Origin of the sequence: Merdimmobilis hominis, assembly GCF_016901855.1 — a bacterium.
GTDB lineage: Bacteria > Bacillota > Clostridia > Oscillospirales > Ruminococcaceae > Paludihabitans.
Window position 1 is genome coordinate 17,301 of sequence record NZ_JACJKY010000014.1, and the last position, 23,159, is coordinate 40,459.

Annotated in this window: 21 protein-coding genes, 1 riboswitch and 1 other annotated feature; of the genes, 17 read left to right on the forward strand and 4 right to left on the reverse strand. The window is 47.7% G+C overall.

Features of this window, described 5'->3' with window-relative positions; translation table 11 throughout:
- Positions 1 to 105 precede the first annotated feature (105 nt).
- The 8 genes from H6A12_RS09005 to H6A12_RS09040 all read left to right on the forward strand — a co-directional run bounded on the left by H6A12_RS09005 (position 106) and on the right by H6A12_RS09040 (position 7,193).
- Positions 106 to 1,050 (forward strand): ABC transporter ATP-binding protein, encoded by a 945-nt coding sequence (locus tag H6A12_RS09005; protein WP_204447076.1) that lies wholly within the window; start codon positions 106 to 108, stop codon positions 1,048 to 1,050.
- The gene (locus tag H6A12_RS09010; protein ID WP_204447079.1) at positions 1,050 to 1,757 is read left to right on the forward strand and encodes an ABC transporter permease; all 708 of its coding nucleotides are present in this window, start codon (positions 1,050 to 1,052) and stop codon (positions 1,755 to 1,757) included. The genes H6A12_RS09005 and H6A12_RS09010 overlap by 1 nt, the downstream gene beginning before the upstream one ends.
- A gap of 19 nt (positions 1,758 to 1,776) precedes the next feature.
- Entirely contained in the window at positions 1,777 to 3,228 is a 1,452-nt protein-coding gene (locus H6A12_RS09015) for a GldG family protein (protein WP_204447081.1), read from the forward strand.
- Positions 3,225 to 4,700 carry a DUF4340 domain-containing protein gene (locus tag H6A12_RS09020; RefSeq protein ID WP_204447083.1) on the forward strand — a complete coding sequence of 492 codons (1,476 nt, stop codon included), beginning with the start codon at positions 3,225 to 3,227 and terminating at the stop codon, positions 4,698 to 4,700. The genes H6A12_RS09015 and H6A12_RS09020 overlap by 4 nt, the downstream gene beginning before the upstream one ends.
- A 103-nt stretch (positions 4,701 to 4,803) precedes the next feature.
- Positions 4,804 to 5,322, forward strand: coding sequence for a DUF6106 family protein (locus H6A12_RS09025; RefSeq protein WP_204447086.1), 519 nt, complete (start codon positions 4,804 to 4,806; stop codon positions 5,320 to 5,322).
- Positions 5,319 to 5,684 (forward strand): holo-ACP synthase, encoded by a 366-nt coding sequence (gene acpS, locus H6A12_RS09030; protein ID WP_204447088.1) that lies wholly within the window; start codon positions 5,319 to 5,321, stop codon positions 5,682 to 5,684. Before H6A12_RS09025 ends, acpS begins: the two co-directional genes overlap by 4 nt.
- Positions 5,685 to 5,687: 3 nt before the next feature.
- Positions 5,688 to 6,560, forward strand: coding sequence for an NAD(P)H-hydrate dehydratase (locus H6A12_RS09035; protein WP_204447090.1), 873 nt, complete (start codon positions 5,688 to 5,690; stop codon positions 6,558 to 6,560).
- Between the two features lie 57 nt (positions 6,561 to 6,617).
- Complete coding sequence (locus tag H6A12_RS09040) at positions 6,618 to 7,193, forward strand: hypothetical protein (RefSeq protein ID WP_204447092.1); 576 nt, start codon at positions 6,618 to 6,620, stop codon at positions 7,191 to 7,193.
- Positions 7,194 to 7,230: 37 nt separating this feature from the next.
- Here H6A12_RS09040 and prmA read toward each other — a convergent pair whose 3' ends face one another.
- A complete protein-coding gene (prmA, locus tag H6A12_RS09045; protein ID WP_204447095.1) occupies positions 7,231 to 8,178 on the reverse strand; it encodes a 50S ribosomal protein L11 methyltransferase in 948 nt (315 codons plus the stop codon).
- Positions 8,179 to 8,390: 212 nt separating this feature from the next.
- Positions 8,391 to 8,624 (forward strand) — a binding site (T-box leader).
- Between the two features lie 95 nt (positions 8,625 to 8,719).
- On the opposite strand from prmA, the gene pheS reads away from it, so the two are divergent.
- The 3 genes from pheS to H6A12_RS09060 all read left to right on the forward strand — a co-directional run bounded on the left by pheS (position 8,720) and on the right by H6A12_RS09060 (position 12,508).
- Entirely contained in the window at positions 8,720 to 9,739 is a 1,020-nt protein-coding gene (pheS, locus tag H6A12_RS09050) for a phenylalanine--tRNA ligase subunit alpha (RefSeq protein WP_204447097.1), read from the forward strand.
- Between the two features lie 40 nt (positions 9,740 to 9,779).
- On the forward strand, positions 9,780 to 12,152 hold the full coding sequence (pheT, locus tag H6A12_RS09055; RefSeq protein WP_204447099.1) for a phenylalanine--tRNA ligase subunit beta: 2,373 nt from the start codon (positions 9,780 to 9,782) through the stop codon (positions 12,150 to 12,152).
- A gap of 110 nt (positions 12,153 to 12,262) precedes the next feature.
- Positions 12,263 to 12,508, forward strand: coding sequence for an IreB family regulatory phosphoprotein (locus H6A12_RS09060; protein ID WP_204447101.1), 246 nt, complete (start codon positions 12,263 to 12,265; stop codon positions 12,506 to 12,508).
- Positions 12,509 to 12,622: 114 nt separating this feature from the next.
- On the opposite strand, the gene H6A12_RS09065 is transcribed toward H6A12_RS09060, so the two are convergent.
- Complete coding sequence (locus H6A12_RS09065; RefSeq protein ID WP_204447162.1) at positions 12,623 to 13,990, reverse strand: alanine/glycine:cation symporter family protein; 1,368 nt, start codon at positions 13,988 to 13,990, stop codon at positions 12,623 to 12,625.
- A gap of 112 nt (positions 13,991 to 14,102) precedes the next feature.
- Positions 14,103 to 14,202, reverse strand: a riboswitch (glycine riboswitch).
- A gap of 312 nt (positions 14,203 to 14,514) precedes the next feature.
- On the opposite strand from H6A12_RS09065, the gene H6A12_RS09070 reads away from it, so the two are divergent.
- The 6 genes from H6A12_RS09070 to H6A12_RS09095 all read left to right on the forward strand — a co-directional run bounded on the left by H6A12_RS09070 (position 14,515) and on the right by H6A12_RS09095 (position 21,778).
- Positions 14,515 to 14,991, forward strand: coding sequence for a MarR family winged helix-turn-helix transcriptional regulator (locus H6A12_RS09070; RefSeq protein ID WP_204447102.1), 477 nt, complete (start codon positions 14,515 to 14,517; stop codon positions 14,989 to 14,991).
- Entirely contained in the window at positions 14,988 to 16,742 is a 1,755-nt protein-coding gene (locus H6A12_RS09075; RefSeq protein WP_204447103.1) for an ABC transporter ATP-binding protein, read from the forward strand. Before H6A12_RS09070 ends, H6A12_RS09075 begins: the two co-directional genes overlap by 4 nt.
- Positions 16,726 to 18,651, forward strand: coding sequence for an ABC transporter ATP-binding protein (locus H6A12_RS09080; RefSeq protein ID WP_204447165.1), 1,926 nt, complete (start codon positions 16,726 to 16,728; stop codon positions 18,649 to 18,651). Before H6A12_RS09075 ends, H6A12_RS09080 begins: the two co-directional genes overlap by 17 nt.
- 85 nt (positions 18,652 to 18,736) lie before the next feature.
- Positions 18,737 to 19,279, forward strand: a complete 543-nt coding sequence (locus tag H6A12_RS09085; protein WP_204447104.1) for a hypothetical protein — start codon at positions 18,737 to 18,739, stop codon at positions 19,277 to 19,279.
- On the forward strand, positions 19,276 to 20,157 hold the full coding sequence (locus H6A12_RS09090; RefSeq protein WP_204447105.1) for a DUF6551 family protein: 882 nt from the start codon (positions 19,276 to 19,278) through the stop codon (positions 20,155 to 20,157). The genes H6A12_RS09085 and H6A12_RS09090 overlap by 4 nt, the downstream gene beginning before the upstream one ends.
- 67 nt (positions 20,158 to 20,224) lie before the next feature.
- Positions 20,225 to 21,778 (forward strand): ATP-binding protein, encoded by a 1,554-nt coding sequence (locus H6A12_RS09095; RefSeq protein ID WP_204447107.1) that lies wholly within the window; start codon positions 20,225 to 20,227, stop codon positions 21,776 to 21,778.
- 69 nt (positions 21,779 to 21,847) lie between these two features.
- On the opposite strand, the gene H6A12_RS09100 is transcribed toward H6A12_RS09095, so the two are convergent.
- Together H6A12_RS09100 and H6A12_RS09105 are read right to left on the reverse strand one after the other, a co-directional pair.
- Positions 21,848 to 22,129 carry a hypothetical protein gene (locus H6A12_RS09100; RefSeq protein WP_204447109.1) on the reverse strand — a complete coding sequence of 94 codons (282 nt, stop codon included), beginning with the start codon at positions 22,127 to 22,129 and terminating at the stop codon, positions 21,848 to 21,850.
- A 120-nt stretch (positions 22,130 to 22,249) separates the two neighbouring features.
- Positions 22,250 to 22,597 (reverse strand): hypothetical protein, encoded by a 348-nt coding sequence (locus H6A12_RS09105; protein WP_204447111.1) that lies wholly within the window; start codon positions 22,595 to 22,597, stop codon positions 22,250 to 22,252.
- Between the last annotated feature and the right edge of the window lie 562 nt (positions 22,598 to 23,159).

Below are 23,159 nucleotides of genomic sequence, written 5' to 3' on the forward strand. Positions count from 1 at the left end.
ATAGTATAACCTATCGGGATTTTACAGGTGAAATAATGCGCCTCAGAGGCTTTCAAAAAATAAGAACAAAAGCGTCTGACCGAACAATACATAGGAGGGACAACCATGATTGAGATTCAAAATCTCACAAAGAGATACGGCCAGAAATTAGCGGTCGATGATGTCAGTTTTCATGTGGACCGCGGAGAAATTCTGGGCTTTCTCGGTCCGAACGGTGCAGGCAAATCGACAACCATGAATATTTTGACCGGTTATCTGTCCGCAACAAGCGGAGAATGCAAGATCAACGGTGTTGACATTTTGGAAGATCCGATTCGTGCGAAGCGTTCGATCGGCTATCTGCCGGAGCAGCCGCCGCTGTATCTTGATATGACGGTCAAAGAATATTTAAGCTTTATCTATGACCTGAAAAAAGCAAAACAGCCCAAAACCGAGCACATCAAAGAAGTCTGCGATGTTGTCAAAATCTCAAACGTCTATAACCGCTTGATCAAAAACCTGTCAAAAGGTTATAAACAGCGTGTGGGACTGGCACAGGCACTGATCGGAAATCCGGAAGTGCTGATTCTCGACGAACCGACCGTCGGTTTGGACCCGAAACAGATCATCGAAATCCGCAGCCTTATCAAAAAGCTCGGCAAAAAACACACCATTATTCTTTCTTCGCATATTCTGTCTGAGATTCAGGCAGTGTGTGACAAAGTCGTTGTCATCAACCAGGGCAAACTGGTCGCAGACGACACCACTGCAAACCTGTCGCACAATATGTCGAATGACCGCCGTTACACGGTGCTGATTGACGGTCCGGAAAATGAAGTGTATCGTTCGCTTTGCGGCATCACCGGCATGGTGAATGTTGATCTTCTCGGAAAGAGAGAAGAAGGCGTTTATGAATACAGCGTCGAAGCGGAAGACGGCGTCGATATTCGCCGCGAGATCTTCAAACGCTTGGCAGAGCGCAACTGGCCGATGCTTGGTCTGCGCTCGAGCGAAATGTCGCTTGAGGATATCTTCCTGCAGCTTACAAAAGATTCCGGAGGTATTAAGTAATGGGTGCTATTTTCAGACGCGAATTAAAAGCATATTTTTCTTCTCCGCTCGGATATATTTTTCTCGGCGTGATTTATGCTATTTCCGGCTTTTATTTTTGGTATGTGCTCTATAGTCAGGCAAACTACATTCAGTACGTGTTCAGCAACATGTTCACGATTGTTTTGATGGTTGTGCCGCTTCTCACCATGAGACTCATGAGTGAGGACAAAAAGTTAAAGACCGATCAGCTTTTGCTGACTGCACCGGTCAACATCACAAGCGTTGTACTGGGCAAATATTTTGCTGCATTTGTTGTGTATCTGCTGGGCGTTTCGTCGACCATTGTATATCAGATCGTTTTGGCAACATTCGCAGCACCTGACTGGAATGTGTTCCTCGGAAACTATATTGCGATTGCACTCATCGGTGCGGCGCTCATTTCCATCGGTATTCTCATCTCGTCTTTGACAGAGAACCAGATCATCGCGGCAATCGGCACACTGGCGATTTCGCTGTTCATCTGGCTTTTGGATTCGATTGCAATGGCGCTTCCGGCAGGCTTTGAGTGGATCGGAACCGTACTTGGTTCTCTTTCGTTCATGACACGCTACAACGACTTTGTCAGCGGTATTTTGAACGTTTCGCATATTCTGTTCTTCGTAAGCTTTGCGGCTGTCTTCCTGTTCTTGACAGTACGTGCGCTTGAGAAGAAGAGATGGAGCTAAGGAAGGGAGACCATCAGCAATGAAAAATATCTTTAAAATGCGCCGGTTTAAATTCGGCACACTTGCAACAGTAATCACAGCGGCGTTTATTGTTGCAGTGATTTTAATCAACGTGATTGCAGGACTGCTGCTTGAACGGTTTCCGCTTACAATTGACTTGACTTCCGACCAGCGCTTTAATCTGACACAGGAGTCGATTGATTTTGTAAACGAAATCACCGAAGATGTCAAACTGACTGTTTTGGCAGAAGAAACAGAGTTTGAAAGCAGCGGTACTTACTACAAACAGATTTATGAGATTTTAAAAGCATATGACACCCATTCTTCGAAAGTGTCGCTTGAATTCAGAAGTCTTAAGAAAAACCCGGGTATTGCAGACGAATATCCGGAGGAAACACTTGCAGAAGGCGATATCATCGTTTCCACATCAAAACGGTATAAATATGTCGCTTCTTCGAGCCTGATTTCCGTATCGCAGTCCACATACGGCACACAGACATACAGCTCTCAGGCAGAGCAGGTAATCACCTCTTCCATTATGTATGTCACCGAGTCGAATGTGACAAAAGCAGCGCTGATCACCGGTCTTGAGGGTGTCGATGTTTCGGGTCTGACCGAACTGCTCAAATCGAACATCTATGATGTGGAGGAAGTCGATATTTTCACCGGAGAGCTTTCCGACGAATATGATGTTGCCATTCTGCCGCAGCCGAAAACAGATCTGACAACCGAACAGGCAGAAAAACTGGCGGCTTATCTTGACAACAACGGTGAATTCGGCAAAACACTGCTGTTTGTTGCAGCAGACGTAACACCGGGCGATGTGCTCAAAAACTTCTTGGCTGACTGGGGCATTGAGATGCAGAGCGGCTTTGTTTATGAGACCGACTCGTCTCAGGTTCTTCAATCTGGTTATATTCATTTTACTTCGGTTGCAGACGAAACGATCAACAATGAAATGTCTTCCTCCGGTTTGCCGATCATCTCCGCATATGGCGTGCCGATCAATACATTGTTTGAAACATCGGGCAACCGTACCACAACTGTTTTGCTGTCTTCCAACGAATCGACCATCTTTGTACCGTTCGATGCATTTAACGAAGGTTCCGATTTCGATTTCGCTGCACAGGAGCAGAAAGTACAGAACCTGATTGTCAAAGGTTCCAAATCCCGCAGTGTAGACAATGAAGCGATTACCTCTAACGTGATTGCATTCGGTTCTGCGCAGATGCTTGCACAGCAGGCACTCACATATGGCGGTTACGGAAACGGTGACTTCGTCATCACAGCCGTCAACCAGACTTGCGGAAAAGACACACCGGTTAAAATTCTTCCGGTTGACCTTTCGTACGATACCATCACTATTACCGAATCTGAACTTCAGATGTATGGTATCATCTTTATCGGTGCAATTCCGGTGATCGTGTTTGTCATCGGTATTGTGATCTTCATTCGCAGGAGGCATTTATGAGTAAAAAAATCAAGGCGCTCATTTTTGGCGGTGTGGCAGTCGTTGTTTTGGCGGCGATTGCAATCGTGCTGACGCTGACTGCACCGAAAAGCGAGGAAAGTTCACTGCCCAGCAGCAATGCAATTCCGCTGATCGACGAGCTGTACAGCGATGCAGAAAGCCTTTACGTTAAAAACGCAACCGGCGAATATACGATTGAGAATGTCGGAGAAGATTTGTTCCGTGTCAAAGACATTGCCGACTTTAAATCGCTTGACTATTTGTATCAGCAGACGCTCAGCAATCTTTGTACATTTTCCGCTTTGGAAGTGATTGAAGAAGACTGTGCAGATCTGGCACGTTATGGCCTGGCGGACCCTGCCATTTCGTTTACAATGAAGTTTACAAACGGAAATGTATATTCTTATCATATCGGCAGCGCGACAGCTGACAATGAGAGCTATTATCTGAAAAAAGACGGTGAAACTGATGTGTACTTGGTCACCAGCACGGCAATTACCAATTTGCTGTTATCCAAATACGCATACCTGGATCCGGAAATCATTGAAAGCTTTGATGAAAATGATTCTGAAGCAATTCCGCGAATCAACAGCGCAACAATCTCCCGTCCGGACTTGGCATATGACATTGTAATCGAAGAAGCCAAAGACGGCGAGCTTGGTGAGAATGTATCGCAGCAGAGCTATCTCGTTATGCGTCAGCCGCAGTTTGCGCTGCTTGATGAATCAAAATTGCAGACATTGATTTTCGGCAACTTCGGCTTGTCGGCAGTTGATGTTGTGAAAGCGAACATCACTGCAGAAGACCGCACAGAGTATGGCTTTGACAATCCGACTGCTGTCTATGAAATGACATATGACAACAATACAACGGTAAAACTCACACTTGGTGCAGGATTCAATTCGGAAGAAGGATATGAAAAAGGAAAGAAAGTCGACGCATCAAAAATCGACCGTTATTTCCTGATTCGTGAAGATGTCGATCAGATTTATATCATTTCTGCCGACAGCATCGAGTGGCAGAGTGCACAGCCGAAAGATATGATTTCGAGCATTCTTGTACTGCCGAATATTATCGATCTTTCCAGTATTGATGTCACAGTCAAAGGCGAGTCGCATTCTCTCGTGTTTACACCGGGAGAAGATGAGGATGATTCGTCTGATTATACCGCAGCACTTGACGGAAATGCAGTTGATATGGAGCAGAGCCGTACATATTTGCAGCTGCTGATGCTGACAAATGCAACCGATATTTACGCGGGTGAAATCAGCGGCACGGAGCAGATGTCTATTGTATATCATTATAAGAACGGAACCACCGCAACGCTTCGTTTTTATGTGGATGAAGCGAACGCAACATACATCACACTCAATGAAACATCGAAGTTTATGGGTCGTGTAGGTCTTATCAATAAGGTACTGACCGAAACCCAGAATCTCAAAGACGGCAAAACCGTGAACTTGGATTGGTAAACATAACTTCAACAAATATCCGCCTGAAAAAAGGCGGATATTTGTTTATATCATTGAAAATCTTCAAGAATTATGGTATCATAAACAAAAGGAGTTGAATCAAATGAGTGACATTTTTTTGGAGCAGATCGTAAAACAGCAAAAAAGCGTAAAACAGATTGTGCGGAATTGTCTGATTATTTTGGTTGGACTGATCATCGCATGTGCGCTGCTTCCGTTTTCTCTGTTCAGACCGAATTACGGCCCGTTTGTCTTTTTGGTATTTGCCGGTGTATTATATTACACATGGTATATTGTGTCCGGATTAAACTTAGAGTTTGAATACATTTTCACAAACGGCGATTTGGACATCGATAAAATCAGCAATAAACGCAAACGCAAACGTATGACGTCTATCCGCATTTCGAAAATTTCGCTGTTTTCTGAATTTGACGCAGCCAAATTCGATAAAAAAGCATTTGATGTGGTGTACGAAGCAGCGCAGTCCGTCCAGTCGGAGCAGAATTATATGATCCAGTATGCAAACCGCGAGGGCAAAAAATGCGTGCTGATCTTTACACCGAATGAAAAACTGGTCGAGGCGATCCGCAAATACTATCGTCCGGGCGTTCGTGCGTTATGATTGCCGGCGTTGGCATTGATTGCGTGCAGATTGTTGCAATCGAAAAAAGTCTTGCTTCGCCGCGCTTTGTAGAACGTTTTTTCGGCAAGGAGGAGCAGCTGTTGTTTGTCGGTGCGCATCGCACGGAGCGAATTGCTGCACACTTTGCGGCGAAAGAAGCATTTTCCAAAGCGATGGGAAGCGGTGTGCGCGGCTTTTTGCTTTGTGAAGTGGAGGTTCTGCGCGATGAACTGGGTGCTCCGTATTTAAAACTGAGCGGAAATGCGCAAACACTGGCAGCAGGAAAACGGCTGTTTGTGAGCCTTTCTCACACAAGCGAATCGGCACAGGCGATCGTCATTGCGGAATTTGCGGAGGAATGAATCATGATTGAAGTGACAAGTGATCTGCTTTGCACAAAGCTTAAAAAGCGTGCCCCAGATACACACAAAGGCGATTTTGGACGGTTGACGATTGTGGCAGGCAGCCGCGGAATGGTCGGTGCGCCAATGATGGCAACGCTTGCCGCTATGCGTACGGGAAGCGGCCTGACCACACTGGCGGCACCTGCGTCGGTGGTGTCGTGTGTGGCTGTGGGACTGATGGAAGCGATGACGCTTCCGCTTTGCGAAACAGAGCAGGGCGGACTGGATGCATCATGTATGGAAACGCTGCTTCCGCATCTTCAAAAACAGACGGCTTGTGTTGTCGGATGCGGACTTGGCGTGACGAATGATACAAAACAAATCATAAAAAACATTATCGAAAATACAAAATGTAAACTTCTGCTCGATGCGGACGCACTGAATGCGATTGCGGGAACACCGGAGCTGCTTCAATCGTGTGCACAAACACCGGTTGTCACACCGCATCCGGGTGAGATGGCACGTCTGTGCGGTATCGAAATTTCGGCAGTGCTGTCGAATCCGGCAAAGCTTGCGCGTACATTTGCGCAGACATACGGATGTGTGACCGTGTTAAAAGGTCACCGAACCGTGATTGCAGCACCGGATGGTACGCTGTTTCACAATACCACCGGAAACGCCGGACTGGCTAAAGGCGGAAGCGGCGATATTCTGTCGGGAATGATCGGTGCGTTTTTAGCGCAGGGTCTTTCAGCGGTGGATGCGGCGGTTTGTGCAGTTTGGATTCACGGCGCAGCGGCTGATCGGCTGTCGGAGCACATGGCGCTCACGGGAATGCTCGCGCGTGATGTGATTGACGAGCTTCCGGCAGTGATGAAAGCGCTTGATTTATAAAAAACGGAATAAACAAAACACCCCTTGCATACAATAAGACATGCAGGGGGTGTTTGCTTGAAGAAAACAGGAATCCGGATTGCGATTTGGCTCGCAGCGGCCGGACTGGTGATCGGGGCCGCATTTTTGTTTCGCGGATGTCAGAAAAATGGGATCAAACAACAGACGAGCGAGGTGTTTCACGAGCCGTTTCAGGCAGACGCCACGATTCGCGGCGAATCTCTTTCGCTGAATGCAAAGGTTGGCAGCAGCGGAACGGGAGAAGTGACGCTTACGGTATGTGAGCCGTCGCCGTTTGCAGGGATGGAATTTTTACTCAAGGATGAAACGGTTACGGTGACATATGGGAATATGTCGTTCCCGCTCGATTTGTCGGGCGTGCCGCAGTCGGCGGTGATGAAGCCGCTTTTATCCATGCTGTCGGGCGGTGTTTCGATCGGGGACGCCGAAGTGACGCGGAAAGACGGTGTCACGACGCTCAAGGGCACATGCGATGCAGGCGATTATACGATTTCGTTTGACGAGAAAGAGCAAAAGGTTCTCTGTGTCGACTTTCCGCAGATCGGATTTCGATGTGATTTTTCTTCGTTTGTGAAAGAAACAGCGGCAGAACCTTCCGAAGCATCAGAATAAAAAAGCAGCGGAATGTTCCGCTGCTTTTTTGTTGTGATTAGGCCAGTGTTAAGCGAATAGCTGCCCAGCCGTTTTCGGTGAGCACTTCGTGAACCGCAAGTCCCTGTTTGGTGAGCGCCTGTTTGATTTCCTCACAGCGTTCCTCAATGATGCCCGAAACGAGCAGGACGCTGTCTTTATGCATGAACTGCGTTACTACAGAAGAAAGGCGAAGAATGACGTCGGCAACGATGTTTGCGCAGATGATATCGTATGTTCCCGATACCTGTTCGGTGAGATCGCCGCACAGCAGGGTGATCTTGCCGCCGACACCGTTTAGATCGGCATTTTCCTGTGCCACACGGACAGCCACGGAGTCGATATCCACACCGACTGCCGATTTTGCACCGAGCAGCAGTGCGGTGATCGCCAGAATACCCGAACCGGTTCCGATGTCGAGTACGGTGTTTTCCGGTTTGACGGTTTTGTCGAGCAGACGCATGCACAGACGGGTTGTTTCGTGCGTGCCGGTGCCGAATGCCATACCTGGATCAAGTGTGACACGGACTTCGTTCGGCGCGGTTTCGTATTCCTCCCAGCACGGAACAATGACGAGCCGGTCGCCGATTTTTGTCGGGTGATAATATTTTTTCCACGCAGTCGACCAGTCCTCTTCGTTTACGTCTGCGAAGGAGAGTTCCAAACGGCCCAAGTCAATTTCCGGGTTTTCCTCGCGCAGAAGCGGCAGCGCTTTTTTGATTTCGCCGAGTGTTTCGATGCCCTGCAAATTGTCCGGCAGATAGAATGTGACGTTCGTTTCGACTGTTTTTAAACGCATCAGTTCCTCTTCGACATAGTCCCAGTGGATGGTCGTGTCGGAGAGAAAATCGGTGAAGTCCTGCGCATCCTCAATCATGACGCCGCGGATGCCGTGCATTGTCAAAAGACCGCTCACGATGTCGATGGCAGGGGTGGTGGTGAAAATCGAAATCTGTTTATAGTTCATGAGAGCACTCCTGTTCGTTTTGGTTTCTGATACCATGTTTTTTGACTGCCGCATATGAGGCAAAGAAACGGCAGGCAAAACCGAAGTATCATAACTGCTTTACCGTTATTATACCGTGAAACAACACGAATTACAACGGATTTTTTGGCAAAACAGGCGTGAAACCACTTGCAAAACAGCGCGTGATTTGGTATCATAGTGACTATAGTATAAAAAACGCATGGACTGAGGAAAGTAGCCCTATGGATTTGCAGCACAGAGAGAGCCGTGTGCGCTGAGAGCGGCTTGTGCAAAACGAGCGGTGAAGTTCCCTCACGAGCGGTGCCGCTGAACCGAAACGATGACAGTAGGCGGCAACGGTTTCCCACCGTTATTTCGGGACAGAGAGTGTTTGCTCCGGCAAAAATCAGGGTGGTACCGCGGAACGGTTGCGCTTCGTCCCTTTAAAAAGCAGTTTGGCTTTTTGGGGAGGAGGCGCTTTTTTGCGCGCATTTGCACCCAAACGCAAAGCAGAAACAACAGCAAAACGGAGGGTTTTGACATGAAAACAGCGTTGGAAAACATCAAAAGCACAGCGGCTGAGGCAATCGGCAGCTGTGACGACCCGAAAGCGCTGGACGCGCTGCGCGTTCGGTTTTTGGGCAAAAAAGGCGAGCTGACTGCCATCTTAAAACAGATGGGTAAATTGAGCGCCGAAGAACGTCCGGTTATGGGACAGCTTGCAAACGAGGTGCGTGCAGCGATTGAAACCGCCATCACCGAAAAAGCAGCCGTACTCAAAGAAAAACAATTAGCAGAACAGCTGCGTGCAGAGCGCATCGACGTAACCATGCCGGGCAAACGTCAGCCGCTCGGCAAACCGCATCCGCTGACACTCGTCATGGAAGAGGTCAAAGAGATCTTCTTAGGTATGGGATTTGATGTCGTGAGCGGTCCGGAGGTAGAGCTCGACCACTATAACTTCGAAATGCTCAATATGCCCAAAGACCATCCGGCACGCGATACACAGGATACCTTCTATATCAATGATAACGTCGTGCTCCGCACCCAGACTTCTCCGGTGCAGGTACGTACCATGGAAAAACGCCGTCCGCCGATCCGTGTGATCTCTCCGGGCCGCGTATACCGTTCCGATGCAATCGACGCAACCCACTCGCCGCTGTTCCACCAGATCGAGGGCCTTGTGGTCGACCGCGGTGTGACGATGGCAGACTTGAAAGGCACGCTCGAAATCTTCGTCAAACGCCTTTACGGCGAGGATTCCGTCGTTCGCTTCCGTCCGCACCACTTCCCGTTCACCGAGCCGTCCGCAGAGCTTGACGTCATGTGCTTCAACTGCCACGGCAAAGGCTGCCGCCTGTGCAAAGGCGAGGGCTGGATCGAGATTCTCGGCTGCGGCATGGTGCACCCGACCGTGCTCAAAAACTGCAACATCGACCCCGAGGAATACAGCGGATTTGCATTCGGCATGGGCCTTGAGCGTATCGTTATGCGCCGCTTTAATATCGATGATCTGCGTTTGTTCTTTGAAAACGATCAGCGCTTTTTGGATCAGTTTTAATGCGCAACCCTGAAGTTTTTGAGAGTGAGGAGAAACCAGTATGGATTTATCAATGAGATGGCTCAGCGAATTCGTTGAGATTGATACAGACGCCCACACCTTTGCCGAGGACATGACGATGTCCGGTTCGAAAGTGGAGGGCTATCAGACAGAAGCAGCAGAAGTGAGCAATGTAGTCGTCGGCAAAGTGCTGTCGATCGTTCCGCACGAAAACTCCGATCATCTGGTCATCTGTCAGGTGGAAGTCGGCAAGGAATCGCCGGTGCAGATCGTCACCGGTGCAACAAACGTGGTCGAAGGCGCACTCGTTCCGGTGGCGCTCGACGGCGCAACACTGCCGGGCGGCGTCAAAATTAAAAAAGGCAAGCTCCGTGGTGTTGTGAGCGAGGGTATGCTCTGCTCGCTCGGTGAATTGGGCCTTACCACCCACGATTTCCCGTATGCAATCGAGGACGGCATTTTCCTCATTGAAGAGGAATGCGAAATCGGCCAGGATATTCATGACGCGATCCGCTTAAACGATACCTGTGTCGAATTTGAGATCACCCCGAACCGTCCGGACTGCCTGAGTGTCATCGGCCTTGCAAGAGAGGCGGCTGTGACATACAGAAAACCGCTTCGTCTGCACGAGCCGGTTGTCAAAGGTTCTGGCGGCGATATCAGCGAATATCTGCGCGTCACCGTCGAAAATCCGGTGCTTTGCCCGCGTTATACGGCAAAAGCCGTCAAAAACGTGCGCGTAAAACCGTCGCCGCTGTGGATGCGTGAGTGTCTGCGTGCATCGGGTGTTCGTCCGATCAACAACCTTGTAGATATCACAAACTATGTTATGCTCGAATATGGTCAGCCGCTCCATGCGTTTGACGCAAAATATGTAGAAGGCGGTCATATTATTGTCAGAAATGCACACGAGGGTGAAGTGATTGAAACACTTGACGGCGTGGAGCGTAAATTAAATCCGTCGATGCTCGTCATTTCCGATGAGCAAAAAGCTGTTGCAATCGCAGGCGTCATGGGCGGCGAGAACAGCGCCATCATGGACGATACAAACACCGTCATCTTCGAGTCGGCAAACTTTTTGGGCAGCAGTGTGCGTGTGACTGCACGGGGCGTCGGTCTGCGCACCGATTCCTCTGCACGGTTTGAAAAAGGACTCGATCCGAAAAACACATACAAAGCCGTCATGCGTGCATGCGAACTTGTTGAACTGCTCGATGCAGGTGAAGTCGTCGACGGCATCATCGACGTGGACAATTCGCCGAAAGAGCCGACCGTGATCGAATTTGATCCGGCTTGGATCAACCGTTTCTTAGGCATCGAAGTGTCGAGAGAAGAAATGGTCGATATTCTCACCCAGCTGGATTTTGTTGTGGACGGCGATTCGATCATCGTGCCGTCGTTCCGCGGCGATGTGGAGCACAAAGCCGATATCGCAGAGGAAATTGCGCGTTTCTACGGATACAATAAGATTCCGGTGACAGCAATCCGCGGTGTTGCAAAAGCACAGCTCACACCAATCCAGAAATTCGAGCGCACGATTCACAAAACATTGCAGGCAAGCGGTTGCTATGAGGTCATGACCTATTCGTTCATCAGCCCGAAATATTACGATAAAATCGGCCTGCCGGAATCGTCCCCGCTGCGTGACAGCGTCGTGATTTCGAACCCGCTCGGCGAGGATACAAGCGTGATGCGTACCACCACACTGCCGTCGATGCTCGAGGTGCTGTCCCGTAACTATAATAACCGCAATGCATCGTTCTTCGGCTATGAGATCGGCAACGAGTACATCAAAAAAGAAGGACAGGAACTGCCGGATGAAAACGCACAGATCACCATCGGTCTTTATGGCGACTGCGATTTCTACACCTTAAAAGGAATGGTCGAAACGCTGCTCGAGCGTCTGCACGTCAAAACATTCGACATCCGTCCTCAAACGGAGCATCCGACCTTCCATCCGGGACGCTGTGCCGTGCTGTTCTTAAACGATGTGCGCATCGGCATTCTGGGCGAAGTGCATCCGAACGTTTTGCAGAACTATGGCATCGGTACCAAAGCATATCTTGCAAAACTCGATGTAAACGCGCTGTTTAGTTTGGCAGACGAGGTTGTAGAATACCGTCCGATGCCGAAATTCCCGGCTGCAACCCGTGACTTGAGCCTTGTCTGCAATGAGGAACTGCCGATCATCGAGATCGAAAAAGCAATCCGTGCATCGGCTGGCTCGCACCTTGAAGATGTGAAGCTGTTCGACGTGTACCAGGGCGCACAGATCGAAGCCGGCAAGAAGAGTGTATCGTATTCGATGGTACTCCGTTCGGCAGAGTCGACGCTCACCGATGCGGAGGCAGACGCAGCAGTCAAACGCGTGCTCAAAGCGCTCGAGAAAATGGACGTCGTTCTGCGTGCGTAAAATGGGAGAAAATATTTGTGTGATTTTGCGCAAACAGGTTGTTTCTTTCGCTTCTTTATTGTATAATAAAGTGGATATCTGAAATCGAATCAGACAGGGAGGTTTTCGAGATGTATGACAAGACGATGACTTTTTCGGTCAGCAATGAAAAAGATCAGGAGATGAAGCGGATTTTGACTACGGTGTATGATGCGCTCAGTCATAAAGGATACAATCCGATCAGCCAGATTGTTGGCTATATTCTGTCTGAGGATCCCGCATATATCACCACGTACAACAACGCGAGAAGCTTGATTCGTCATGTGGATCGCGATGAGCTGCTTCAGGCAATGGTCAAAGCATATTTGTCCGAATAAGCGCTTATGAAAACAGAAAACGGGATGACATCGATTTAGATGTCATCCCGTTTTTGCGTATCAAAAAGAGCGCCTGTTCTCCGTTATCCGATGGAGCGCAGGCGCTTGTTGTTTTTATTTTTTGAGAATGTTTTCGCCTTTTGCAGCTTTTGCCACAATAGAGGAAAGGAAGAGCAGTGCAATCAGGTTTGGGAACACCATCAGTCCGTTAAACAGGTCGGAGAGGTTCCAAACGAGGTTGACTTTCAGTGCGGAGCCGACTGCAATGCATACTACAACGATTGCCGCATAAATCTTGATGGCTTTTTTGCCGAAAAGCGCCTTTACGTTGCGCTCACCGAAGAAATACCAGCCGATGATCGTAGAGAACGCGAAGAAGAACATGCAGATCGCAACAAAGATGTTGCCAAATCCGCCGAATGCATGGTTGAATGCCGCCTGTGCGAGTGCAGTGCCCTCAAGCGCACCTTTAACGCCCGGCTGAAGCAGTCCGGAGGTCAGGATAACGAGTGCAGTGAGTGTCAATACGATGAAGGTATCGAAAAATACGCCGACCATTGCGATGATGCCCTGATCCTGCGGTTTTTCCACTTTTGCAAGCGCATGTGCGTGCGGGGTGGAACCCATGCCGGCTTCGTTTGAGAATAATCCGCGTGCAACACCAAAGCGCATTGCCTCACGTACGGTGATGCCGACTGCACCGCCGAGCACTGCCTGCGGGTTAAATGCCGCTATAAAGATCGACTGGAACGCGCTGATGATCATATCGTGATTGATTACGAGGATAATCAGACAGCCAAGCACATAGAAAACAGACATAACCGGTACGAGTTTTTCGGTGATGGATGCAATGCGTGCCACACCGCCGATGAAGATAAAGCCTGCCATGATTGCCACTAAAATGCCGACGACAACCGGCGGGATGTTAAATGCAGTGGTAAATGCAGCGCTGATCGAGTTTGCCTGTACCATGTTGCCGGTGAATCCCAGTGCAAAGATGATTGCCAGTGCAAAAAATCCGGCTAAGAATTTGCCGAACCGACCGGTGAAACGTGCACGGATGTAATAAATCGGGCCGCCGGTGACTTCACCGTCGCGGTCTTTTGACTTAAACTTCTGTGCCAGAACCGCTTCGCCGTAGATGGTTGCCATGCCGAAAAATGCAGATACCCACATCCAGAAAATCGCACCCGGGCCGCCGGAGTAGAGCGCGGTTGCACAGCCGGTGATATTGCCGGTGCCCACCTGTGCTGCAATGGCGGTTGTCAGCGCCTGGAACGAGGACATCCCCTCTTTTCCGGCTTTTTTTCCTTTCAGCGAAAATCCGCTGAACAAATTGCGGAAGCCTTCGCCGAGTTTCCGAAGCTGAACAAATCGTGTGCGGATCGTGAACAAAATGCCCGTGCCGACAAGCAACCAAAGCAATAAATTGTTCCACACAAAATCACTGACGGTACTGATCCATGAAGCAAGCTGTTCCATCTTAATCAAAAGCCCTTTCTTTCTGCGAACAACAAAAAAAGCCAGATTCATAACGAATCCGGCTTTGAAAAACAAGTTCAAAAGAAATAGCGGTGCTTAAAAAAAGCACCTGATATTTCACTCTGTCCTTTTGCCTGAGAGATTTCGTGTCGGAACCCCAACACGTTGCACCTTCGGCAGCCCATATCCGGACGTTCTCCAGAGCCGCATCCATTTACAGTCATCATCTTGATTGCAAGAAGCCTGAAAGTGTTACTCCTTCGGCAGCAGAATCTGCTTTTCCTGTAAACTTCGTTTGTCGCATTGTTTAATATGTTTGAATATGTTCGGTATTCTAACACAATAAAGCGTAAAAGTCAAGTTGAAAAGCAGATTATTTTCGAAAACGGTGCTGTTCGATTTCCACAAAAAACGTGCGGACACGCCTTGTTTTTCGGCTTGACATTGTTGGATACGGAAACTATAATATATACCAAAGCCAACAATCTTGCATACGATTACAAGTGAAAAGGAGACCGTTTTTCATGGGGAAAGAGAGAATCGGGCGAACGCTTCACGCGCTGAACACCACCATTCACCGGTTTGTGGAAATCTATTCGCATAAGCGGGAAAATGATTTGCTGACCGGTGCAAATACGTGGGTGATTCTGTTTATAGCGGAACAAAAAGATACGCCTGTTTATCTGCGCGACATCGAGCGGCACTTTGGTGTGACACGTTCCACCGCATCAAAGGTGGTCGATTTATTGGTTCGCAAGGGATTTGTGCAGCGGCATGTCGGCAAAACAGATTCGCGTCTGCGCCGGCTGACACTTACAAAGCAGTCGGAAGATCTGCTGGAAACGATCTGTGCGGATCATGAAATGCTTGAGCAGATTTTAGTCAAAGGCTTCACTGCCAAAGAAATTGCTGCACTGCTTTCCTATTTGGACCGCATGCAGGAAAATATAGACGCCGCCGAGCGTGAGCGTCAAAAAGCGTTAAAGGAGGAAACCGTTTGATTCGGAAATTGATGCGGAGTATCCGCGAACAGAAAAAAGATTCCATCTGGGCAATGATCACCATCGGCATCGAAGTGGTGTTCGAGGTAATCATTCCGCTGCTGATGGCAAATTTGATTGACTACGGCATTGACGCCGGCAACATGAACTATGTCGTCAAAATGGGAATTGTGCTGCTGCTGGCAGCTGCGGGACAGCTTGTTTCCGGTATTATTTCAGGCCGGTTTGCTGCAAGTGCGTCGAGCGGCTTTGCACGCAATCTGCGCCACGATATGTTTTATAAGGTGCAGACATTTTCGTTCTCGAATATTGATAAGTTTTCGCCGGCAAGTATTGTCACACGTCTGACAACCGACGTCACCAACCTGCAAAATACGTATCAGATGATTATCCGTATGGCAGTGCGCAGTCCGCTGATGATGATCTTTTCGCTGGTTGCATCGTTTTCGATCGATGCAAATTTGTCGATTATCTTTTTGGCAATCATCCCGGTTTTGGCATTTGGCCTTTATTTCATCATGATCAAAACACATCCGATCTTCGAGCGGGTGTTCCGTACATACGATAAGTTGAACAATGTGGTGCAGGAGAATCTGCATGGCATTCGTGTGGTCAAATCGTTTGTCCGTGAAACACATGAAGAGGAAAAGTTCAATACCATTTCCGAACGGATTTATAAGAACTTCAAAAAAGCAGAGCAGCAGCTCGCATGGAACGCACCGCTGATGCAGATTTGTATGTATGCAGCGATCATTTTGCTGTCGTGGTTTGGCGCACGTGCAGTCGTTGCCTGCGGCGGCGATGCAGCACTCGGCCTTTCGACAGGCGAGCTTTTGAGTCTTATTTCGTATGCCACCCAGATTTTGATGAGCCTGATGGGTCTGTCGATGGTGTTTGTTATGATTACGATTTCGCGCACTTCCGGCGAGCGTGCTGTGGAACTGCTCGATGAAACACCGGATATCACACCACCGGACAATGCTGTGACAGAGGTGGCAGACGGCAGCATTTCGTTTGAGCATGTGATGTTTTCGTATCACCGCAATAAAGGAAAACCGGTGTTGGATGATATCAACCTGCACATTCCGGCAGGCAGCACAGTCGGCATTATCGGTGTGACCGGTGCATCCAAGTCGAGCCTTGTACAGCTGATTCCGCGTTTGTACGACGTGCGTGAAGGCGCAGTGAAAGTGGGCGGCGTCGATGTGCGTGAGTATGATCTGGATGTGCTGCGTGACGCAGTTGCAATGGTGCTGCAGAAAAACGTTCTGTTTTCGGGCACCATCAAAGAAAATCTGCGCTGGGGCAATGAGCATGCAACAGATGAAGAACTCGTTCATGTCTGTAAGCTTGCACAGGCAGATGACTTTATCCGCGCATTCCCGGAAGGATATGACACCTATATCGAGCAGGGCGGCACAAACGTGTCCGGCGGACAGAAACAGCGTCTTTGTATTGCACGCGCACTATTAAAACATCCGAAAATTCTGATTCTCGACGATTCCACCAGTGCGGTTGATACACGAACCGACGCGCTGATTCGGGAAGCGTTTGCGAAAGAAATTCCGGATACCACCAAACTGATTATTGCACAGCGAATTGCCTCTGTGGAGCATGCAGATATGATTCTTGTTTTGGAAGACGGTAAGATTATGGCATGCGGCAAACATGAGGAATTGATTGCAAGCAGTCCGATTTATAAAGAAGTATATGAATCTCAAACGAAAGGAGACGATGACAGTGCGTCCTAATGGCCGGCAGTTTTCGATGAAGCAAAGCTTTCAGCAGCTTGACAAAAAGACGTTCAAGCGTCTGCTTTCGTATATGAAAGCGTATCGCGTACATTTGATTTTGGTGTTTATCTGTATTGCAGTCAGTGCGTTCGCAAGCGTAATGTCCTCTTTGTTTTTGCAGCAGCTGATTGACGATTATATTGCACCGCTTTTGCTGGACTCCGCACCGGTGTTTACACCGCTTTTGTTTGCGCTTTGCCAAATGGCGGCAATTTACCTGATCGGTGCGCTGGCATCTCTGATGTATAACCGTATCATGGCGATCGTTTCGCAGGGAACGCTCAAATCGATCCGTGATGAGATGTTTGCACATATGCAGACGCTTCCGATCAAATATTTTGATACGCATACGCATGGTGACATCATGAGTCACTATACGAACGATACCGATACGCTGCGGCAGATGATATCGCAGAGTATTCCGCAGACCATTTCTTCGATTTTCTCGGTTGTGGCAGTGTTTTTCTCGATGCTGGCGCTGAGTGTCTGGCTGACGATCTTTGTGATCGTATTTTTGTTCCTGATGTTCAAGGTGATCGGAAAGGTCACTGCAAAGAGCAGCCGTTACTTTATCTTGCAGCAGGAATCACTCGGCACAGTGAACGGCTTTGTCGAAGAGATGATTAACGGTCAGCGTGTCATCAAGGTGTTCTGTCACGAACGCAAGACAGAGCAGGCATTTGATGAGAAAAATGAAGAACTCTTTGTGCATTCCAAAAATGCAAACCAGTTTGCAAACATTCTGGGACCGATTATGAATGCGCTGGGTTATGCCCTGTATGTGCTGATTGCGGTATTGGGCGGATTGATGGCACTGGGTGGAGTCATGAATCTCTCGCTGACGGGTATAGGTGTCATGACGCTTGGTTCCATTGCTTCGTTTTTGCAGCTGTCCAGAAGCTTTGTTATGCCGATCAGCCAGGTAACACAGCAGATTTCGTCGATTATCATGGCTTTGGCAGGTGCGTCCCGCATCTTTGCGCTGCTTGATGAAGAAAGTGAACAGGACAGCGGATATGTAACGCTCGTCAATGCGAAAAAATGTGGGGATGCGCTTGTGGAAAGCGATACACACACCGGTTTGTGGGCTTGGAAGCATCCGCATCAGGACGGAACGGTCACATATACGGAACTTACCGGCTTTGTGGAATTAAACGGCGTTGATTTTGGCTATGTACCGGATAAAATCGTGCTCCACGATGTATCCATTTATGCAAAACCGGGTCAGAAAATTGCATTTGTCGGTGCAACCGGTGCAGGAAAAACGACGATCACCAACCTCATCAACCGGTTTTATGACATTGCGGACGGAAAAATCCGCTATGACGGCATCAATATCAATAAGATCAAAAAACCGGATCTGCGCCGTTCGCTTGGCGTTGTTTTGCAGGATGTCAATCTGTTTACCGGTACCGTCATGGAAAATATCCGCTACGGCAAGCTCGATGCGACCGACGAAGAGTGTATTGCAGCGGCGAAACTCGCCAATGCAGACGGATTTATCCGCATGCTGCCAAACGGATATGATACGGTGCTCAGCGGCGACGGCAGCGGCCTTTCGCAGGGTCAGCGTCAGCTGATTTCGATTGCGCGCGCAGCAGTGGCAGATCCGCCGGTTATGATTCTTGACGAGGCAACGTCCTCGATCGATACGCGCACAGAGTCGATTGTGCAGCGCGGCATGGATGCGCTGATGCACGGCAGAACGGTATTTGTCATTGCACACCGTCTGTCGACCGTCAAAAATTCCGATGTCATCATGGTGCTCGATCATGGACGCATCATCGAACGCGGCAGTCATGACGATTTGATTGCACAAAAAGGTACGTACTATCGTCTGTATACCGGTGCATTTGAACTCGAATAATCTGAAAACGCAAAAGCCTGAACACAAATGTGTTCAGGCTTTTGCCGGCATTGGCAAAAGCGAAGTTTTTACGCGAGTGTTTCCGGTGCCGGAATTTCCGGTGTTGGCGCTTTGCCGCATCCGGTGCAGATGTCATCATGGGACAGTTCAGAAGTATGCAAACTATTCACGGGCACTTGATGAGATCGGCAAGCACGAACCGAAACTGGTAAACAAGATTTTGTCGGGTAATTATAAAATCTCTCACAAAAATGTTGTTGAGCTGTCAAGGCTGTCACCTGATGAGATGCGTAAGGTTAACCGTAAAATTGATGCAAAAGCTGCTCCTTTTGTTCAGTATAAGCGGACTCGCACCGCTATTAATAATATGGGAAGGAGAGAGTCGGAGGATAATGACGAACCGCAGGGGCCTTCTGTCAAGGATATGCCGGCTTTTGATCCGGATGCCGAGGTCAGCAGTCTGATTCTCACTATTCCGTCATGGTCGAGTTCTATTGAACGCACCCGCAGCAGAGCAGATCTTTCTATTGTGTCTTCCTATGCGAAATACAGACTGATGGATGCGTTGCAATCTCTGCAGGACAGTGTCGAAGAAATGATCACAGCGATAAAGGAGGATGAATCGTGAGTTACTTAGACCAATTCGTCCCCAATGTGTATTTTGAAAAGATTCCGATAAAAAACCTTGTTTCAAACCAAGATTATCAGCGAAACCTTTCCCAAGCTCACATTGAGAAGGCGGCGGAAAATTTTGACCTTTACCAGATCAATCCCGTAAAGGTCAGCCGCCGTGACGGGATTAACTATGTTTTCAACGGTCAGCATACCATTGAGATTGTTGCAAAGGTATCCGGATCTCGGGAGACGCCGGTGTGGTGCATGATATATGATGATCTTTCCTACTCCCACGAGGCCGATATTTTCGCCAATCAGATGAAGTTTGTGAAACCTCTGCAGCCTTACGAAGTATTCATGGCTAATCTCGAAGCACAGAATCAGGATCAGCTTATGATTCGTGATTTGGTGGAGTCATACGGTCTTGAAATCGGTGCAAAGAGAGCACCGGGCGTCATCTGTGCCGTCTCCTCGCTTGAAACCATTTATCAGAAGTACGGCATTCATGTCCTTAGTCGTGTTCTCCGATTGATTATCGGTGCGTGGGAGGGTGATATGAATTCGTTTTCTGCCAATATTCTCAATGCCGTTGCCAAACTTGTTGTCATCTACAAGGGACAATTAAACGAAGAGGTTTTCAAAGAGAAGTGCGGAGCGATGTCCATCAAGGCACTGACGCGCATTGCCAAAGAGAGAAGACCGGGTTCTATGGGGTTTGCCGAGGCAATGATTATTGAGTACAACGGAAAAAAGAAAAGTGCCGCATATCGCCTTAATATCCGTATGCTATATGAGCGTGATGTTTCTCTTTGGGTTGAGAATGATGCAGGCGAAGAGGAATTTGATGATTCGGAGGAATTTGATTCGCTTCTTGAAACAGAAGAGGAGTAACAACAGCGAACAGACCATGCTGCCTGTTCGCTGTTTGCACTTCCGTTTTTAAGACCGCTTCTTCATCTTGTTCCTTACCTATGAGTATTGTTTCTATGAAAGACAGGTAAAACACAATTATATTTTCGGAAATCGGAAGCAAAATAATATTGAACTTTTTTCTAATTCAACGACTTTGGTATTGACAAATCTCAATAAACAATTTATACTGAATTTAGTTTCAGTGAAAATAAATTCAGCAAAGGGGTGCGCTATGTTTATAGGTCGGGAAAAGGAGCTTGCCATCATAAAGAAAGCCCTTTCAAAAAATACTGCAAGCGTTATGGTTTACGGGAAACGAAAAGTAGGTAAAACTACGCTTATTACTCACGCACTCAAAAAAGATGCGAATAAAACCGTCTATTACGAGTGCTTAAAGGCTCCGATGAAAGATAATGTTGACGGACTGATTTCGGTGTTATTGGCGGCAAAGGTTCTGCCTGTCCGGATGTCTTTTGATAACTTCATTGATCTGTTTGCGTATCTGAATACGCTTCCGGAAACTTTCAATATCGTTATTGACGAGTATCCTTACATGAAAGAGTTCACTCCTGCAAAAACAGTTGACTCTATGTTCCAGAGTATCATTGACAATCACATCAAAAACATACGGCTTTTTATTTCCGGTTCTCATATTTCAATCATGAAGGATTTGCTGGAGGAAGGCAATGCTCTGTACGGCAGGTTTGATTCCGTTATCTGTCTGAAAGAATTGGATTACAAAATAACCGCACAGTTTTATGCGGATAAGACTCCTTATGATAAGGCCGCCATGTATGCTGTGTTTGGCGGATCGCCTTTTGTCAATGAATTACTGCATCCGAAAGAATCATTGGAGCAGAATATTATCTCCACAATCCTCAATCCGTCAAGTGCAATCTTTCATTATGCGGATAATCTGTTGATCTCGGATTTGTCTACAAGCAGCAATGCCGAGCGTATTCTGTTTTCCATTGCAAACGGCAAAAAGAAATATTCGGAGATTGAATCGAAACTGTCTATGGACGGAAACGGACTGCTCAGTAAACAATTAAAGGTATTGCTGAACATGGAACTTGTGTCCAAAGTCGCCCCGATAAATAAGCCCAATAACAATAAAATGGCTCGATACGAACTGACCGACAATCTCCTGCGTTTCTTTTACACCTATGTTTACAGCAATAAAAGCGCCCTGCAGGTTTTAGGAGCAGAAGCTTTTTATGAGGCGTATATCAAAGAATCCCTTATCACCTTCATATCTTACCGATTTGAAGATATATGCCGTTCTTATTTTTCCATGCAAGTCCAAAGCGGAAAACGAAAAGGCATTCTCAACATCGGAACATTTTATTACGATGATGCAAAGGCAAAGAAGAATGGTGAATTTGATGTTGTTATCAAAACAAAAACCGCTTTTGATATCTACGAAGCAAAATATTTAGCATCACCCATGACCGATAAGCAGATAGAAACCGAAATTATGCAGGTGCAGGCTATCCCAGAACTAAAAATCGGAACGATAGGGTTTATCTCTATCAATGGATTTGAAAGCGTTCATCCGGGCATTCCTTGTCTTGACGGCAATGATCTGTATGAGGATTAAATTCGCCTCTTGAAACAGATAAAGAGTGCAGGCAGCGAACAGATTATACGGTCTGTTCGCTGTTTGCTTTTACATTTGCTGTGAGTCATTTGCAGTCGGTTCACTGTATTCAATGGGATGTTCCTGCATCTCGAATGCTTCATTGGTGATAAGCCGATACACGCCGGGGTTGAATAGGTCACGCTGTATTCTGTCGGCATCCTGCATCAAGAAGTCTTTTGCAGGGATTGTTTCATCCCCGATTCGGATGTGTTCGACTTCATTGTCAAGCAGGTCTTTGATATCTCCGGGTGTCAGTCGGATATCGCCTTGTACGGTGCGCACATCTATGGTGCAGTCGCTGTAATCCATAATGCGCCCTTTTATTGTATATTGGATTTCTTCATATTCACTCTGTTCCTTCTCGTATTGCCTGATACCTGCGGATACAATCGGAGTAAAGGCTTCGGTGTCATCTACCAATGCTTTGAATCACTTTGCAAAGTCCATGATCACGGGCAGGTCGGGACTGTCGCAGAAAAAACTGCCGGCTTCACTGTCAAAATGAATTTGGCGAATGCTGGGATCGTCCTTAAAGGCTTCCTTGAAAGCGGCATCCCATTCATATCCGTTTCCGTGTGTGCAGAATCCCTGCCGATCTCTTTCCGGCTGTCCGATTTCTTTTGCGTAGGCATCAAAGGCTGCCTGCCCGTAATCCGCATATTCGTCTTCGAGAAAGCTGAAAGCGAGGCACAGGCTATAGTCGCCGTTATCGTGTGCTACGATATAGAATGGCGATATTTCTTTGTTGAATTCATTGATTTGCTCATTTACGGTCATTTCAATTTTCTCCTTTTCATTCTGTTTCTTCGATATTTATCTCCGCTTCATATCCACCGCCGAAGATAACGAGCAGTCTTCCGTCTTTGAACACCTTGATGCATTCTATCATCTGTCTTACTATACACGCCCCGGCCATTCAGCCGGAGCGGTTCTAAAAAAGGGCGCACTACCCCCTTGTATTTTGAGGTTTTGAAATTAAGCCATTTGGTGCTTTCGTTAATCTATCTATATAACTGTCGGAAACTTCTACACTTCCGACAACGGGAAAAAAGAGTGGTAAACGCAAAAAAGCGGAGTTCCCAGCCTGAAAAATCAGGTGAAAACTCCGCTTCGCTTTGCAGATATCTCTGAAAACGGGGATGACAGTAATGGGTCAACTATCTTTTTTGAGAACGGGAAAAAGCCCGCAAACCCGCATGAATACTAAGAAAAATGTGACCGACAGTAAAATCGGTCACATTACTTGGCAAATCTACCGCTCGTGGATACAATGCACTACGATTTTGATGCGTGGTGCATTTTTTGTGCCTGTCAATCGGTACCCTTGGTACAAAGGGGA

Excerpts from the sequence above, each read along its gene's own strand:
- H6A12_RS09065 (WP_204447162.1), bottom strand. The coding sequence starts at position 13,990 with ATGGAACAGCTTGCTTCATGGATCAGTACCGTCAGTGATTTTGTGTGG.
- H6A12_RS09100 (WP_204447109.1), bottom strand. The coding sequence starts at position 22,129 with ATGGATTACAGCGACTGCACCATAGATGTGCGCACCGTACAAGGCGAT.
- H6A12_RS09020 (WP_204447083.1), top strand. The coding sequence starts at position 3,225 with ATGAGTAAAAAAATCAAGGCGCTCATTTTTGGCGGTGTGGCAGTCGTT.
- prmA (WP_204447095.1), bottom strand. The coding sequence starts at position 8,178 with ATGAACTATAAACAGATTTCGATTTTCACCACCACCCCTGCCATCGAC.
- H6A12_RS09105 (WP_204447111.1), bottom strand. The coding sequence starts at position 22,597 with ATGACCGTAAATGAGCAAATCAATGAATTCAACAAAGAAATATCGCCA.
- pheT (WP_204447099.1), top strand. The coding sequence starts at position 9,780 with ATGGATTTATCAATGAGATGGCTCAGCGAATTCGTTGAGATTGATACA.
- H6A12_RS09080 (WP_204447165.1), top strand. The coding sequence starts at position 16,726 with ATGACAGTGCGTCCTAATGGCCGGCAGTTTTCGATGAAGCAAAGCTTT.
- pheS (WP_204447097.1), top strand. The coding sequence starts at position 8,720 with ATGAAAACAGCGTTGGAAAACATCAAAAGCACAGCGGCTGAGGCAATC.
- H6A12_RS09010 (WP_204447079.1), top strand. The coding sequence starts at position 1,050 with ATGGGTGCTATTTTCAGACGCGAATTAAAAGCATATTTTTCTTCTCCG.
- H6A12_RS09060 (WP_204447101.1), top strand. The coding sequence starts at position 12,263 with ATGTATGACAAGACGATGACTTTTTCGGTCAGCAATGAAAAAGATCAG.
- H6A12_RS09035 (WP_204447090.1), top strand. The coding sequence starts at position 5,688 with ATGATTGAAGTGACAAGTGATCTGCTTTGCACAAAGCTTAAAAAGCGT.
- acpS (WP_204447088.1), top strand. The coding sequence starts at position 5,319 with ATGATTGCCGGCGTTGGCATTGATTGCGTGCAGATTGTTGCAATCGAA.
- H6A12_RS09005 (WP_204447076.1), top strand. The coding sequence starts at position 106 with ATGATTGAGATTCAAAATCTCACAAAGAGATACGGCCAGAAATTAGCG.
- H6A12_RS09015 (WP_204447081.1), top strand. The coding sequence starts at position 1,777 with ATGAAAAATATCTTTAAAATGCGCCGGTTTAAATTCGGCACACTTGCA.
- H6A12_RS09025 (WP_204447086.1), top strand. The coding sequence starts at position 4,804 with ATGAGTGACATTTTTTTGGAGCAGATCGTAAAACAGCAAAAAAGCGTA.
- H6A12_RS09070 (WP_204447102.1), top strand. The coding sequence starts at position 14,515 with ATGGGGAAAGAGAGAATCGGGCGAACGCTTCACGCGCTGAACACCACC.